The organism is Enterobacter cloacae complex sp. P12RS, from assembly GCF_014895875.1.
GTDB lineage: Bacteria > Pseudomonadota > Gammaproteobacteria > Enterobacterales > Enterobacteriaceae > Enterobacter > Enterobacter bugandensis.
The window spans coordinates 41,827-56,647 of sequence record NZ_JADBQO010000021.1; the positions used below are offsets into that span (position 1 = coordinate 41,827).

A 14,821-nucleotide genomic window follows, 5' to 3' on the forward strand; every position below is an offset into this window, starting at 1 on the left:
ATTATGGCTCAACTTTCTCTGAAACATATTCAGAAAATCTATGATAACCAGGTCCACGTGGTTAAGGATTTCAACCTCGAAATTGAAGACAAAGAGTTTATTGTTTTCGTCGGTCCGTCGGGCTGCGGCAAATCCACAACGCTGCGAATGATTGCCGGTCTTGAGGAGATCAGCGCGGGTGAACTGATTATCGACGGCGTGTGCATGAATGACGTGCCTGCCAAATCGCGTGATATCGCGATGGTATTCCAGAACTATGCGCTTTATCCGCATATGACGGTCTACGACAACATGGCGTTTGGCCTGAAAATGCAAAAAATAGCGCCCGCGGTGATTGAAGAACGCGTGAACTGGGCGGCGCAGATTTTAGGGTTACGCGAATACCTGAAGCGTAAACCTGGCGCTTTATCGGGTGGTCAGCGCCAGCGCGTGGCGCTGGGCAGGGCGATCGTGCGCGAAGCGGGCGTCTTCCTGATGGATGAGCCGTTATCCAACCTCGATGCCAAGCTTCGCGTGCAGATGCGTGCCGAAATCAGCAAGCTGCACCAGAAGCTTAACACCACCATGATCTATGTTACGCACGACCAGACGGAAGCCATGACGATGGCGACCCGCATCGTGATCCTGAAAGACGGTATCATTCAGCAGGTGGGTGCGCCGAAGCAGGTATACAACGAGCCGGCCAACTTGTTTGTCGCAGGGTTCATCGGCTCTCCGGCAATGAACTTCATTCGTGGCGCTATCGACGATCGCTATTTCGTAACGGAAACGCTGCGTCTGGAGATCCCTGAGGACAAGCTAGTCGAGTTGAATGCGCAAGGTTACCAGCGTAAAGCGGTCGTCTTCGGGATCCGTCCGGAAGACATTCTTACCCTGCAGAGCAGCGGAGAAGATATCGCGGCGAAAGTCAGCGTCGCTGAGCTTACCGGTGCCGAATTTATGCTTTATGCCACCGTGGGCGGACATGAACTGGTTGTCCGCGCAGGCGCGGCCAATGACTACGTAGCCGGAGATACTATCGGCATTCAGTTCGATATGAATAAGTGCCATTTCTTCGACGCCGATACCGAAGCGGCTATTAGATAAGAAAGGTGTTTGCCGGAAATGCAAATTTCCGGTTTTTTTTGTTTGTTAATTATAAAGGGAATATTTTATGAGTACTCTACTAAGAAGTGCTGCGCTCGTTCTGTGCGCAGGGGTTAGCTGCGCGCAAGCAACAGAATCCGCAAAGCAGTGGGCGTTTAATATCGGTGCCATGTATGAAATTGAAAACGTTGAAGGTCAGAGCGACGATAAAGATGGATTATATGAACCCTCCGTATGGTTTAATGCAACATGGGATGCCTGGACAATCTCTCTGGCAATGTATCAGGAAGGGCCGGTTGATTATAGCAGCATGACGCGTGGCACCTATTTCGATCGCCCGGAATTTGAATTGCGCTATCGCTTTATCGGCACCGATGATTTTACGTTCGGTCTGACCGGTGGCTTCCGCAATTATGGTTATCACTTTAAAGATGAACACGGTGCCAAAGACGGCAGCGCTAATATGCAGCGCTATAAAGTTCAGCCTGACTGGGATATTAAATTAACCGACGACTGGCGCTTTGGCGGCTGGTTTGCCATGTATCAGTTTGCCAACGATCTCGATAAAACCGGTTATTCTGACAGTCGCGTCGAGACCGAAACCGGTTTTACCTGGACCATCAACGAAACGTTCTCTGCGAAAGTAAATTATTATTTAGAGCGCGGCTTCAATATGGACAGCTCACGTAATAACGGCGAGTTTTCTACCCAGGAAATTCGTGCCTACCTGCCGATTTCGTTAGGCCAGACGACGTTAACGCCTTATACCCGTCTGGGACTCGATCGCTGGTCAAACTGGGACTGGCAGGACGATCCGACGCGTGAAGGACATGATTTCAACCGTCTGGGTATGCTGTACGCCTATGATTTTAACAACGGTTTATCCATGACGCTGGAATATGCCTACGAATGGGAAAACCATGACGAAGGTGAGAGCGATCGCTTCCACTACGCGGGTGTCGGCGTGAACTACGCGTTCTGATCATGATTTACCAGGGGCGATTGCCCCTGGTTATTAGCGCAAGGACGCCGCATCCGAAAAATGCGTATCAACCAAAATCTTATGCGGCGCAGGTTTACCCGCAATACGCTTAAACAACACGTTGCAGCTCTCTTCGCCGAGCTTTCTCGTCGGAATATCAAACCCGCCTGGCGCAGGGGTTAAAACGAGAGACAGCATCGGATCGCTGTAGCCTGCCATAGCAACCTGCTCGGGAACCATCAGATTTAACTCATCCGCTGCACGATATAGACCCAACAATTTCATACTGTCAGTAGCAAAAACGGCATTGGGCGGGTTGTCAGACGAGAGTAATTTGCAGGCTGCTTGGAGCGCGCTTTCATGGGTATATCCGCCATCAATGACCCAGTCCGGGTTAATGGCGATACCCTGCTTCTCAAGGCTGGATTTATAACCCGCAAGGCGATCGATAGAAACGTGATAATCGAGCGGGGCATGCAGACAGGCAATTTTTGTTCGCCCATGTTTAATAAACGAATCGACCAGAATAGCGCTGTCGTGAAAATTGTCCGTATCAACAGAATAAATATTCTGGAACTTACCTTCTACTTTTCCAATAACCACTACGGGCACACCGTATTCGTCCAGCGTGGTGAAAAAAGATTCGTTTGCGGGTGAACTCAGCATGATGATCCCTTTGATCATCTTCTGCTTTATTTTTCCCACGCACTTCTGCAGATCGTCCTCACTGCTTTTCGAGGTTTGTAAAATAACGTCAAACCCTTCCTCTTCCGCTTTTGCCGTAATGGCGTGAAGAACATCGGAGAAAAAAGGGTTACCGGCAGTAGTTTTGGTCGAGCGGGTCGAAATAACCATAATGGCATCAAAGCCAGAAGAGGTCAGGGCGCGGGCCAGTTTGTTGGGCTGATAATTTAATTCGTCTATCGCCTTAAGCACTTTGTCTCGCGCTTCAGGGGAAATATTCGTTTGTTTATTCAGAACGCGGGAAACGGTTGATTTCGATACGCCCGCAACCCGTGCGATATCATAGATGGTGGGTGACATACACCTTACTCACTCCGGACTGACAGCAATGTCGTTCATCTTACTGGAGAGAAAACGGCAATAGCAATAAATAAGAATTGATAATCAACGATCTGCCCCCATTTATTGTATTCTGAAGCCATACATTCCTGGCTTCCGGGCAATGAAGGATGGCGATGAAGAGATTTAAGAACGAACTCAATTCACTGGTGAACCGCGGCGTTGATCGACATCTGCGTCTGGCCGTCACCGGCCTGAGCCGCAGCGGTAAGACGGCGTTCATCACCGCGATGGTAAACCAGTTGCTGAATCTGCACGCCGGCGCGCGGCTGCCGTTGCTTAGCGCCGTGCGCGAAGAGCGTCTGCTGGGCGTTAAGCGCGTCCCTCAGCGTGATTTTGGCATACCGCGTTTTACCTACGACGAAGGGCTGGCGCAGCTTTACGGCGATCCGCCCGCGTGGCCGACGCCAACGCGAGGCGTCAGTGAAATTCGCCTTGCGCTGCGCTTTCGTTCTAATGAATCGCTGATACGTCACTTTAAGGATACCTCAATCCTGTATCTGGAAATCGTCGATTATCCCGGCGAATGGCTGCTCGACCTGCCGATGCTGGCGCAGGACTACCTCAGCTGGTCCCGCCAGATGACGGGCTTGTTGCAAGGGCAACGCGCAGAGTGGTCAACGAAATGGCGACAGCTTTGCGAGGGCCTTGATCCGCTGGCGCCTGCGGACGAAAACCGTCTGGCGACCATTGCTGAAGCCTGGACGGACTATCTACATCAGTGTAAACAGGAAGGGCTGCACTTCATCCAGCCGGGCCGTTTTGTCTTGCCGGGTGATTTAGCAGGCGCGCCCGCGCTGCAGTTCTTCCCGTGGCCGGATGTGGACGGCGCAGGCGAGTCGAAGCTGGCACAGGCCGACAAACACACGAATGCCGGCATGCTGCGCGAGCGTTACAATTACTACTGCGAAAAGGTGGTCAAAGGTTTTTATAAAAACCACTTTTTACGTTTCGATCGCCAGATTGTGCTGGTGGATTGCCTGCAGCCGCTCAACAGCGGGCCGCAGGCATTTAACGATATGCGCCTCGCGCTGACGCAGCTGATGCAGAGTTTCCACTACGGGCAGCGGACGCTGTTTCGTCGTCTGTTCTCACCGGTGATCGACAAGCTGCTGTTTGCGGCCACGAAAGCCGATCACGTTACGGTCGATCAGCACGCCAACATGGTTTCTCTGCTGCAGCAGCTGGTGCAGGACGCCTGGCAAAACGCCGCGTTTGAAGGCATCAGTATGGATTGTCTTGGGCTCGCATCGGTGCAGGCGACCCAAAGCGGCCTGATTGACCTTAACGGCGAGAAAATACCAGCATTACGCGGGAATCGACTCAGTGACGGCGAGCCGCTTACCGTCTATCCCGGCGAAGTGCCCGCGCGGCTGCCGGGCCAGGCCTTCTGGCAGAGCCAGGGCTTCCAGTTTGAAGCCTTCCGCCCTCAGACCATGAGCGTCGATCGGCCGTTACCGCACATCCGTCTGGATGCGGCGCTGGAGTTTTTGATTGGAGATAAACTGCGATGACGGAACCCTTAAAACCGCGCATAGACTTTACCGGAACGCTTGAGCCCGAGCGTCAGGACGCCTTTAAAACGGCGCAGACGTTCAGCGGCGCGCAGGCGGAGAACTTCGCCCCGGCGCTGCCGGACGATCCCGCCGTCGAGGAAGGTCCGGCGGAGGCGGTCGTGGAAGCCGCTCTGCGTCCTAAACGCAGCCTGTGGCGCAAGATGGTCACCGCCGGTCTGGCGCTGTTTGGCGTCAGCGTGGTCGGGCAGGGCGTGCAGTGGGCGATGAACGCCTGGCAAACCCAGGACTGGGTTGCGCTGGGAGGATGTGCCGCGGGCGCGCTCATCGTGGGGGCGGGCGTCGGGTCGGTTGCCACCGAGTGGCGCCGCCTCTGGCGTTTGCGACAGCGTGCGCACGAGCGCGATGAAGCGCGGGATCTCCTCCACAGCCACGGCACTGGCAAAGGCCGCGCCTTCTGTGAAAAACTGGCCAGCCAGGCCGGTATCGATCAGTCGCATCCGGCGCTCCAGCGCTGGTACGCCGCCATCCATGAAACCCAGAACGACCGGGAGGTGGTCACGCTCTATTCCCATATGGTTCAGCCGGTGCTGGATGCCCAGGCGCGGCGTGAGATTAGCCGCTCGGCGGCGGAATCCACGCTGATGATTGCCGTCAGCCCGCTGGCGCTGGTGGATATGGCCTTTATCGCCTGGCGTAACCTGCGCCTCATCAACCGTATCGCGAACCTTTACGGCATAGAGCTGGGTTACTACAGCCGGCTCAGGCTGTTCAAACTGGTCCTGCTCAATATCGCCTTTGCGGGCGCGAGCGAGCTGGTGCGCGAAGTGGGAATGGACTGGATGTCGCAGGATCTGGCGGCGCGTCTTTCAGCCCGTGCAGCCCAGGGCATTGGCGCGGGCTTGCTGACGGCGCGTTTGGGTATCAAAGCGATGGAGGTGTGCCGTCCGCTGCCGTGGATTGATGGCGATAAGCCGCGGCTGGGGGATTTCAGGCGTGAACTGATCGGTCAGCTGAAAGAAACGCTCAATAAAAAACCGTCTCCTTAAGGCTTTGTTCACTAATCGTGCTGGCTGTCAATATTTGTTGACAGCCATCTTCCGGTTCACCGAGTTCTGACATATCATTTTAACGTTATTGGCTTAAACGGTGAATTTCCCATGCGTCTTGAAGTCTTCTGTGAAGACCGTCTCGGTCTCACCCGCGAATTACTCGATCTTCTTGTTTTACGTAGCATTGATTTACGTGGCATTGAGATCGATCCTGTCGGGCGAATTTACCTCAATTTTGCCGAAATTGAATTTAACACCTTCAGCAGCCTGATGGCGGAAATCCGCCGTATCGCTGGCGTTACGGATGTACGCACCATCCCCTGGATGCCCTCCGAACGTGAGCACCTCGCCCTGAGCGCGCTGCTTGAAGCGATGCCCGAACCGTTCCTCTCTTTGGATCTGAAAAGTAAAGTCGAGCGCGTTAACCATGCGAGCTGCCAGCTTTTCGCGCAGAGCCAGGAGAAGCTCAGCAGCCACCACGCCGCGCAGCTGATTCCCGGTTTTAACTTTCAGCGCTGGCTGGACAGCAACCCGCAGAATACGCACAGCGAGCATGTGGTGATTAACGGGCAGAATTTCCTGATGGAGATCACACCGGTCTATCTGAAAGGAGAAGGAAATAGTCGCGTATTGACCGGGGCGGTGATCATGCTGCGCTCGACGCTACGCATGGGGCGCCAGCTGCAAAACCTCTCCAGCCAGGACGTTGGCGCATTCAGCCAGATTATTGCCGTCAGCCCGAAAATGCGCCACGTGGTTGACCAGGCGCGCAAGCTTGCCAGCCTGACCGCGCCGCTGCTGATTACCGGCGATACCGGTACCGGGAAAGATCTGCTGGCGCACGCCGTGCACCTGGCAAGCCCGCGTGCGGCAAAACCGTATCTGGCGCTTAACTGCGCTTCAATTCCAGAAGATGCCGTCGAAAGCGAGCTGTTTGGACACGCGCCGGAAGGCAAGAAAGGATTCTTCGAGCAGGCCAACGGCGGCTCCGTGCTGCTGGACGAGATCGGCGAAATGTCGCCGCGTATGCAGGCTAAACTGCTGCGTTTCCTGAACGACGGCACCTTCCGCCGCGTCGGTGAGGATCACGAAGTGCATGTGGACGTGCGCGTCATTTGCGCCACCCTGAAGAACCTGGTGGAACTGGTGCAAAAGGGGATTTTCCGCGAAGATCTCTATTACCGCCTCAACGTCCTGACGCTGAACATTCCACCGCTGCGCGATTGTCCGCAGGACATCATGCCGCTAACGGAACTGTTTGTGGCCCGCTTTGCCGACGAGCAGGGTGTTCCACGTCCGAAACTGTCTGCAGATCTCGGCACGGTGTTAATGCGCTACGGCTGGCCGGGCAACATTCGTCAGCTTAAAAACGCCGTTTATCGCGCGCTGACCCAGCTGGAAGGGTATGAACTGCGCCCTCAGGACATTCTGTTGCCGGATTACGACGCCGGGACGGTATCGGTAGGCGAAGAAGCGATGGAAGGCTCGCTGGATGATATCACCAGCCGCTTCGAGCGCTCCGTGCTGACGCAGCTGTACCGCAGCTACCCCAGCACCCGCAAACTGGCAAAACGGCTTGGCGTCTCGCATACCGCGATTGCGAATAAGCTACGTGAGTATGGATTGAATCATAAGAAAGGTGACGAATAACAAAAAGCCTCTGTAAAGAGGCTTTTTTAATGCTTATTCCTTCGCCAGCGGCGTGGTCACGATCTCTGTTTTTGTCTCGCCCTGAATCGACGCAATCCTGCTTTCGACGTCCTTCACCTGCTGCGCGCTGTGTAGCAGGGTATAGGTCAGGTCAAACTGAGCGCTGGCGCCTGGTTGGAGCTGCTTAACCCGCTTCTGCTCGCGTTCAATGGTGACGGGGTAGGCGTAGCTGGTGCCTGGCTCAATCCCCGTGACATAGCCCTGTTTTGGCGTATCGGTATTTTTCCACAGGGTCAGCACGGGCAGCTGGCGGGTATCAAACTGAATTGACGCGCCTTTGTCACCGGCTTTATTCACCACCGCCGCGAGGGTTTCATGGTTGCTGTCCGCAAGCGGTTTGATGTTAAAGACCATCTCATCAAAGCCTTTTGTCGGCCCGGCGTAGGTTTGCCAGTCGTTAACGCCCGCTTTCGCGTAATCATTGAACGGGCTCACGCTTGCCGCCGGGGCAAGGAAGCGCGCGCCTTCTTCGAGGACAGGCGCCCCGAAGTTGCTATGGTAGATGATCTGATAGTCATGAGGGTAATCGGCATGGTTCGTCAGAACGTCATGCAGGCTGAACTGGTTGGTTCCTGGAACGTAACGCAGTTCGGTCATGGTTTGCAGATCCGCTTTTTTAAAGGTGCTTTCTTTGATGAGACCGCGAATACGAATTTCATGCGGGGCAGCATCCGCAATTTCTACCTCCACCTGGGATGCCGGTGTATTCCCCGCCTTGCCATGCAGGGTGTAAATCTGGCCGTCAGCGGTGACCGGGTGCCCCGTCCATTCGTAGCCACAGCGGACCATCATCTCGTTGAAACCTTCCAGCCAGCCAAGTCCGTTTCGGCTTTCCAGATTGATATACGCCGGATTAACGACCTCTTTAACGGGGGAGTTCCAGCCCAGCCTGGTGCCAAAGCCCTCCACATGCATAAGGTTCATCCCGCGCGTCGGGCTTAAGGTGATGGTCAGGCCGTTTTTACTGCTAATAACGATCACTTTACTGCCTTCCTGCTTGCCGCCGTGCAACACTTTTTGCTCGATGCTGAACGTTCGATCGTTAATTTTCAGCTCATCGCTGGATATCTTCCAGTTTCCTTTTTCCACGCTGCTTTCAGCGCTTGTCAGCACCCAGGTTTTTGCTGCGGCATGGCCCGAAACCAGTATCGTAAGGAGCGTTAAAGCCAGTTTTATTTTCATATTTATCCCTTTTTGCTGAAACGATTATTTAACTTCGTAAGCAAATCTAATGTTTTGGCGATAAGGGAAATGTGATGCGCCTCACTGAGGGTAAATTCAGGGTTGTTTAACGATCAATATGCGGGTCTGATCGCTATTTTGCTGAATTATTGAAAGTGAATTGCGTTAATTTTGTGACGCAAGTTCATTATTGCTTTAACGATTCAGCGAGTAATTAATAAAAAACCCCGCCATAGCGAGGTTTTGAAAAAGCGGGATAGAATGCTAAGTAATGATTATGCTTTCAGCTTTTCCAGCGCGGCGGTGTAATCCGGCTCGGTAGTGATTTCATTAACCAGTTCGCTGAAGACGACTGTGTCGTTTTCATCAAGAACCAGTACCGCGCGTGCTGCCAGGCCTTTCAGAGGGCCTTCGGCGATGCTGACGCCGTAGTTTTCGAGGAAATCCGGGCTGCGCAGGGTGGAGAGGGTGATAACGTTGCTCAGGCCTTCAGCACCGCAGAAGCGAGACTGGGCGAACGGCAGGTCAGCAGAAATGCACAGCACAACGGTGTTGTCCATTTCAGTTGCCAGCTGGTTGAACTTACGCACGGATGCGGCGCAAACACCGGTATCAATGCTCGGGAAAATGTTCAGCACTTTGCGTTTGCCCGCAAACTGAGCCAGTGTGACGTCAGACAGATCTTTAGCCACCAGAGTAAAAGCCTGCGCTTTGCTGCCAGCCTGCGGAATGGAACCTGCAACAGCAACCGGGTTGCCCTGGAAATGAACGAGTTGTGACATAGATATCTTCCTGTTTACATATAGTTAACGTCGGGGCTAGTGTATGCCATCCGCGGATAACACGGCAAACCAAATTTTTTCGCCTTTCCGGGCTGCAAGGAGTCAGTGATGAGAAGCGTTAAGGTCTATGAAGAAGCCTGGCCATTGCATACCCCGTTTGTGATCTCCCGCGGCAGCCGAAGCGAAGCCAGCGTGGTGGTCGTTGAAATCGAAGAGGACGGTTTTAAAGGCGTAGGGGAGTGCACGCCTTACCCGCGCTATGGTGAAAGCCTCGCGTCAGTGATGGCGCATATCATGACGCTGGTGCCAGACCTGCAAACCGGGCTCACGCGCGAGGCATTACAGCAGCGTTTGCCCGCCGGGGCCGCACGTAACGCCATTGATAGTGCGTTCTGGAGTCTGGAGGCGGCGAAACAGCAGCAACCCCTGACAGCATTGCTGGGCGTGGCGCTGCCGGAATCGGTGGCTACCGCGCAAACGGTAGTCATTGGCGAGCCGGAACAGATGGCCGCCAGCGCCAAAGCGCTTTATGACGCCGGGGCCCGGCTGCTGAAGGTGAAGCTCGACGATCGTCTGATTAGCGAGCGGATGGTCGCCATTCGCGCGGCGGTACCCTCAGCCACGCTGATTGTTGATGCCAATGAATCATGGCATCCAGAAGGGCTGGCCGCCCGCTGTCAGCTGCTGGCCGACCTGGGGGTGGCCATGCTGGAGCAGCCTCTGCCAGCAAAAGATGACGCGGCGCTGAAGAACTTTATCCATCCGTTGCCCGTTTGTGCGGATGAAAGCTGTCACACCCGCGCGAGCTTGAGCGAGCTGCAGGGCCGCTACGAGATGATTAATATTAAGCTCGACAAGACCGGCGGGCTGACAGAGGCGCTGGCCCTGGCGGCAGACGCCCGGGCGCAAGGTTTTTCACTGATGCTGGGTTGTATGCTCTGTACGTCCCGGGCAATCGGCGCGGCGCTACCGCTGGTCAATCAGGTCCGTTTCGCCGATCTAGACGGCCCGACGTGGCTGGCGGTTGACGTCTCTCCCGCGCTCCATTTTACCAGCGGCGTGCTTCATCTCTGAGGCTGCCAGCGTAAAAGATCCACCATGGCTTTTAAGTATTTTTCGCTGGCCTCGTCGGAGGAGATCGGCGGGAATTCAGCGGTTATGCAGGGCAGGCTCAAATCGGCGCACCAGCTACCGAACGAGCCTGGCGTTTCATAGCCCACGCTGGTCACGAGCGGCAGGGCGAATGCGTCTGCCAGCCACGCGCCAAGCTCGGAGTGACGCGGATCTTCAATACAGGCCAGCGGATCGTGGAAGGAGACCACCCACGCGGGGTGGATCTTATGGATAAGCTGGCACAGCGCCTGGGTTTCCGGCTCTGAGCCCGGCTTATCTCCCGTCAGCAGAACTACATCACGCTCCTCGGCGGAGCTGTTCCAGCGATACACCGTTTCCCCGGCGCGCCAGTTTGCTGATGGAAAATTACGGTTTAAGTCAACGCCTCGCGCATTGGCGCGAAGCCCCAACTGGCAGCCGTCCGGGTTAACCGCCAGAATCACGTGATGACGCCGTAATGACGGCGTCAGCGTCCGCAGCGCACATGAAAGCGTCACGATGGAGGAGTTTTCATCCCCGTGCGTGCCGGCAAGAATCAAGCCGCTTTCGCGGTCTGCGTCGGGGGCGGGGAACCAGATCAGCGATGCGCCTAAAAAGGAGCGGCCATATTGCTCAGCGCCCGGCGGAAAGGCGCCGCGTTCCGCTCTCGGTCGGGTGGTTGCCATACGAAATCCTGATAAAGAAGTCACTACTGGCAGTGTTGTGCAAAACCCGCTGTTAATCAAATAGTTTCCGTAATGGCTAAGAATTGCCTTAAATCACTATTCAGGCGTAAGTTATTTGCATTTCTCTTTGTCGAAACAAATAATTACGCATCTGCTTAATACCTGAATTCATTAAAGGGGATCTTATGAAGCATCCTGTTTCGCGTCTTTTTGCCGCACTGTGCCTGTGCGGGCTCTCTTCACTTTCTTTCGCAGCTGACGTGCCGCAGGGCACTGCGCTGGCGCAAAAGCAGGAGCTGGTCAGGCATATTAAAGACGAGCCGGCTTCGCTGGACCCGGCGAAAGCCGTGGGGTTGCCAGAGATTCAGGTGATTCGCGATCTCTTTGAAGGCCTGGTTAATCAGAATGAGAAAGGGGAGCTGACGCCGGGCGTGGCGACACGCTGGCAGAGCAACGATAACCGCGTCTGGATGTTTACCTTACGCGATGACGCGAAATGGTCCGACGGCTCCCCTGTCACCGCCCAGGATTTTGTCTACAGCTGGCAGCGTCTGGTTGACCCGAAAACCACTTCTCCGTTTGCCTGGTTTGCCGCGCTGGCGGGAATTAATAACGCGCAGGCCATTATTGACGGCAAAGCCGCGCCCGATACGCTGGGTGTGACGGCGGTGGACGCCAGAACGTTACGCGTTCAGCTGGACAAACCGCTGCCGTGGTTCAGCAACCTGACTGCGAACTTTGCCTTCTATCCAGTACAAAAAGCTAACGTCGAAAGCGGTAAAGAGTGGACGCGACCGGGCGCGCTGGTGGGGAACGGGGCTTACGTTCTGAAGGACCGCGTGGTGAATGAAAAACTGGTTGTAGTGCCCAATACGCACTACTGGGACAATGCCAAAACGGTACTGCAGAAGGTGACCTTCGTGCCGATTAATCAGGAATCGTCGGCGACCAAACGCTACCTGGCAGGGGATATTGATATTACCGAATCGTTCCCAAAAAACATGTATCAAAAGCTCATGAAGGACATTCCGGGGCAGGTTTATACGCCGCCTCAGTTGGGAACGTATTACTATGCCTTTAACACCCAAAAAGGCCCGACGGCGGATGCACGGGTTCGTCTGGCGCTGAGTATGAGCATCGACCGTCGTATCATGGCAGAAAAGGTGTTAGGGACGGGGGAGAAGCCCGCCTGGCGCTTCACCCCAGACGTGACGGCAGGGTTCACTCCGGACGCCTCGCCGTTTGAGCAGATGTCGCAGCAGGAGCTCAACGCCCAGGCCAAAACCTTGCTGCAGGCTGCAGGCTACGGTCCTCAGCGCCCGCTGAAGCTGAACCTGCTGTATAACACTTCGGAAAACCATCAGAAAATCGCGATTGCGGTGGCCTCCATGTGGAAGAAAAATCTCGGTGTGGATGTCAAACTGCAAAACCAAGAGTGGAAAACCTACATTGATAGCCGTAACACCGGCAACTTTGATGTGATCCGCGCCTCATGGGTGGGCGATTACAACGAGCCATCAACGTTCCTGTCATTGCTGACCTCCACTCACAGCGGCAATATCTCCCGCTTTAATGACCCTGCCTACGATAAGATCGTCCAGCAGGCGACGCTGGAAACCACCGCGAAGGCGCGCAATGCGGACTACAACATGGCGGAGAAAATCCTTATGGAGAAGGCGCCCATCGCGCCAATTTATCAGTACACTAACGGTCGCCTGATTAAGCCCTGGGTGAAGGGCTACCCCATCAATAACCCGGAAGACGTGGCATATAGCCGGACGATATATATTGAAAAGCACTGATGCGTACTGACCTCCTGCTAACGCCAGGCAACCATCGCTAAACCCCGAGCTGGCGCGGCTTACAGCGCCAGTTTATCCTTCTGACCATCTCCCGCCACAGCAGAAAGCATGACTTTTCTGACGGTATTGCTGACGTATTCAACGAAAAACGGTTGCGGTAAATTCCGCATAATACCGTCAGCCAGGTGTTTTATCGACGGTAAAGGCAAAGTCGATTGCCACGTTTAAACCAAAGGAACGGGCATTAAGCGAACGGGAGATCGGCGTGTTCTTTAACGCGCTGGCCCGTACCGGAGTTGCGCAGACGATTCAGATGTCAGTTAAATTTGTCCTTTTGACGTTACTGCGAAAGCGGGAGTTTCGTCTGGCTCGTTTGGAGTTGGGGGACTGGGAGGAGCAGACGCTTACGCTCCCGCCCTCTGTCATGAAAATGTCGCGACCACATCGGGTTTATCTCTCCCGGCAGGCAAAGGACATTCTGGTTGCGCTGAATAGTGTGTATGCGCATTCTGAGTACCTTCATCCAGGCCGTTTTAGTCCAAAACTCCCACTTTCCGACGCTGCGCTTAATGCCGCTATTCGTTCGGGGTTAAAGCAATTAGCGGAAGAAGGCGTGTAGTTTGAGTCCTTCTCTGTCCATGACTTGCGCCGGACAGCCAGCACGCTTTTGCACGAAGCAGGGTATAACTCTGACTGGATCGAAAAATGTCTGGCGCATGAGAAGCGAGGCGTTCGGGCGGTGTATAACAAGGCGGAATACGCAGAACAACGAGCATCAATGTTGCAGGACTGGGCGGATATGGTCGACAGGTGGATTGAGAAATTTAAATGAGTCAGGAATCCGGCAGCCGGTAAAAGCTTATTGTTGCTTAAAACAGTGAGCCTGATTTAACAGAATTTGGCAACAGATAACCAACTTCTGGAGATAATCATGCGTGCAGCACTCAGAAAAGAAGAATTGATAAAGTTAGTGCCTCTGTCTTTTTATGCCATTGATAAGCTGGAAAAAGAAGGCGATTTCCCTAAACGTTTCTCACTGACGCCACGGGTTGTAGCCTGGAACCGGGATGAGGTGGAAGCCTGGCTGGACGCGCGTCAGCAGAACCCCGACTTAATTGCACGTGATGAGGGTATGATGAAAGGTCTGGAAAAAACATGGGAGATACACAGGCAAAAGTTTGCAGCAAAACGTACTGTTTAAATCAACGTGCAGTGATGTTTACGCCTGACGGATCAGCCTATTAATTAGATAAGACGATACGAAATGTTAGCACGGGAGGAGCAAAACTGGCGCTCTATCCCGTTTGCTTTATGAGCAAATATTGGCATTGTTGGTGATGTGTGAATGTTTTTACATGTTGGGTTAAGATGAGTCGGATGAGATAGCTCATTGATTGAAAAGTGCGGCCACAGTGGCGCGAAGTTGCACTAAATAGCTGCGTCGAATAGTAGATCACTTTAAGGTAACTCAGTCCGATTTTTGCGTCCGATCAATCGCCAAACATCACAAATCACCAACTGGACTGAGCGATGCCGATCATAGTACCAATACCCCGTAAGCGAACCTGCAGGAAACTGATGAATGGTATCCAGCAATTAAGTTCGGGAGAACTTACTATCCTTTTTCTGTCGACTATCTAACTGGATAGTTTATCTTCACAACAGTGCCTCAAATGAAAACAAAGCTTATTCACGATTGCACAAATAATCTTATATATACAACGGAAATTTATTATAGTGTAAAAAAATAATTTTCATGAATAAATCCTAAAAACTAGTACTGTCAGTGTCGATCAGCTTGATGTATCGCGGGTCTCTTTGTTACGGTACCTTTAGCAGGGATTACGAAC

General features: G+C 53.8%; 13 protein-coding genes. 9 read left to right on the forward strand and 4 right to left on the reverse strand.

Translation table 11 applies throughout. The features are described 5' to 3' along the window. Window positions 1-3 precede the first annotated feature (3 nt). Both IM284_RS14205 and IM284_RS14210 read left to right on the forward strand, forming a co-directional pair. Window positions 4-1,086, forward strand: a complete 1,083-nt coding sequence (locus IM284_RS14205; RefSeq protein ID WP_047368684.1) for an ABC transporter ATP-binding protein — start codon at window positions 4-6, stop codon at window positions 1,084-1,086. Window positions 1,087-1,153: 67 nt separating this feature from the next. Next, window positions 1,154-2,068 carry an OmpG family monomeric porin gene (locus IM284_RS14210; protein ID WP_047368683.1) on the forward strand — a complete coding sequence of 305 codons (915 nt, stop codon included), beginning with the start codon at window positions 1,154-1,156 and terminating at the stop codon, window positions 2,066-2,068. Between the two features lie 33 nt (window positions 2,069-2,101). On the opposite strand, the gene IM284_RS14215 is transcribed toward IM284_RS14210, so the two are convergent. Continuing rightward, window positions 2,102-3,112 (reverse strand): LacI family DNA-binding transcriptional regulator, encoded by a 1,011-nt coding sequence (locus IM284_RS14215; protein WP_045260647.1) that lies wholly within the window; start codon window positions 3,110-3,112, stop codon window positions 2,102-2,104. Between the two features lie 155 nt (window positions 3,113-3,267). Between IM284_RS14215 and IM284_RS14220 the strand changes: the two genes are divergently transcribed. From IM284_RS14220 to tyrR, 3 genes are all read left to right on the forward strand, one after another. After that, window positions 3,268-4,665: a YcjX family protein gene (locus tag IM284_RS14220; protein WP_047368682.1), complete on the forward strand. Its 1,398-nt coding sequence runs from the start codon at window positions 3,268-3,270 to the stop codon at window positions 4,663-4,665. Next, window positions 4,662-5,714: a YcjF family protein gene (locus IM284_RS14225; RefSeq protein ID WP_047364984.1), complete on the forward strand. Its 1,053-nt coding sequence runs from the start codon at window positions 4,662-4,664 to the stop codon at window positions 5,712-5,714. The genes IM284_RS14220 and IM284_RS14225 overlap by 4 nt, the downstream gene beginning before the upstream one ends. Window positions 5,715-5,825: 111 nt before the next feature. Beyond that, complete coding sequence (tyrR, locus tag IM284_RS14230) at window positions 5,826-7,367, forward strand: transcriptional regulator TyrR (RefSeq protein WP_193055829.1); 1,542 nt, start codon at window positions 5,826-5,828, stop codon at window positions 7,365-7,367. A 33-nt stretch (window positions 7,368-7,400) separates the two neighbouring features. On the opposite strand, the gene IM284_RS14235 is transcribed toward tyrR, so the two are convergent. Both IM284_RS14235 and tpx read right to left on the reverse strand, forming a co-directional pair. Then, a complete protein-coding gene (locus IM284_RS14235) occupies window positions 7,401-8,609 on the reverse strand; it encodes an aldose 1-epimerase family protein (protein WP_047368681.1) in 1,209 nt (402 codons plus the stop codon). 275 nt (window positions 8,610-8,884) lie between these two features. Further along, entirely contained in the window at window positions 8,885-9,391 is a 507-nt protein-coding gene (gene tpx / locus IM284_RS14240) for a thiol peroxidase (protein ID WP_041909703.1), read from the reverse strand. Between the two features lie 108 nt (window positions 9,392-9,499). On the opposite strand from tpx, the gene ycjG reads away from it, so the two are divergent. Then, entirely contained in the window at window positions 9,500-10,465 is a 966-nt protein-coding gene (gene ycjG / locus IM284_RS14245; protein WP_047368680.1) for an L-Ala-D/L-Glu epimerase, read from the forward strand. On the opposite strand, the gene mpaA is transcribed toward ycjG, so the two are convergent. Then, the gene (gene mpaA / locus IM284_RS14250; protein WP_028013357.1) at window positions 10,456-11,169 is read right to left on the reverse strand and encodes a murein tripeptide amidase MpaA; all 714 of its coding nucleotides are present in this window, start codon (window positions 11,167-11,169) and stop codon (window positions 10,456-10,458) included. The genes ycjG and mpaA overlap by 10 nt on opposite strands. A gap of 185 nt (window positions 11,170-11,354) precedes the next feature. On the opposite strand from mpaA, the gene IM284_RS14255 reads away from it, so the two are divergent. From IM284_RS14255 to IM284_RS14265, 3 genes are all read left to right on the forward strand, one after another. Next, window positions 11,355-12,971 (forward strand): ABC transporter substrate-binding protein, encoded by a 1,617-nt coding sequence (locus IM284_RS14255; protein ID WP_193055830.1) that lies wholly within the window; start codon window positions 11,355-11,357, stop codon window positions 12,969-12,971. A 265-nt stretch (window positions 12,972-13,236) separates the two neighbouring features. Next, complete coding sequence (locus tag IM284_RS14260; RefSeq protein WP_052954327.1) at window positions 13,237-13,590, forward strand: hypothetical protein; 354 nt, start codon at window positions 13,237-13,239, stop codon at window positions 13,588-13,590. Window positions 13,591-13,902: 312 nt separating this feature from the next. Then, window positions 13,903-14,172, forward strand: a complete 270-nt coding sequence (locus IM284_RS14265) for an AlpA family transcriptional regulator (protein WP_047368678.1) — start codon at window positions 13,903-13,905, stop codon at window positions 14,170-14,172. Window positions 14,173-14,821: the final 649 nt, after the last annotated feature.

What these genes read in the sequence shown, in the direction of transcription:
- IM284_RS14205 (WP_047368684.1), top strand. Translation starts at nt 4, where the DNA reads ATGGCTCAACTTTCTCTGAAACATATTCAGAAAATCTATGATAACCAG.
- IM284_RS14210 (WP_047368683.1), top strand. Translation starts at nt 1,154, where the DNA reads ATGAGTACTCTACTAAGAAGTGCTGCGCTCGTTCTGTGCGCAGGGGTT.
- IM284_RS14215 (WP_045260647.1), bottom strand. Translation starts at nt 3,112, where the DNA reads ATGTCACCCACCATCTATGATATCGCACGGGTTGCGGGCGTATCGAAA.
- IM284_RS14220 (WP_047368682.1), top strand. Translation starts at nt 3,268, where the DNA reads ATGAAGAGATTTAAGAACGAACTCAATTCACTGGTGAACCGCGGCGTT.
- IM284_RS14225 (WP_047364984.1), top strand. Translation starts at nt 4,662, where the DNA reads ATGACGGAACCCTTAAAACCGCGCATAGACTTTACCGGAACGCTTGAG.
- tyrR (WP_193055829.1), top strand. Translation starts at nt 5,826, where the DNA reads ATGCGTCTTGAAGTCTTCTGTGAAGACCGTCTCGGTCTCACCCGCGAA.
- IM284_RS14235 (WP_047368681.1), bottom strand. Translation starts at nt 8,609, where the DNA reads ATGAAAATAAAACTGGCTTTAACGCTCCTTACGATACTGGTTTCGGGC.
- tpx (WP_041909703.1), bottom strand. Translation starts at nt 9,391, where the DNA reads ATGTCACAACTCGTTCATTTCCAGGGCAACCCGGTTGCTGTTGCAGGT.
- ycjG (WP_047368680.1), top strand. Translation starts at nt 9,500, where the DNA reads ATGAGAAGCGTTAAGGTCTATGAAGAAGCCTGGCCATTGCATACCCCG.
- mpaA (WP_028013357.1), bottom strand. Translation starts at nt 11,169, where the DNA reads ATGGCAACCACCCGACCGAGAGCGGAACGCGGCGCCTTTCCGCCGGGC.
- IM284_RS14255 (WP_193055830.1), top strand. Translation starts at nt 11,355, where the DNA reads ATGAAGCATCCTGTTTCGCGTCTTTTTGCCGCACTGTGCCTGTGCGGG.
- IM284_RS14265 (WP_047368678.1), top strand. Translation starts at nt 13,903, where the DNA reads ATGCGTGCAGCACTCAGAAAAGAAGAATTGATAAAGTTAGTGCCTCTG.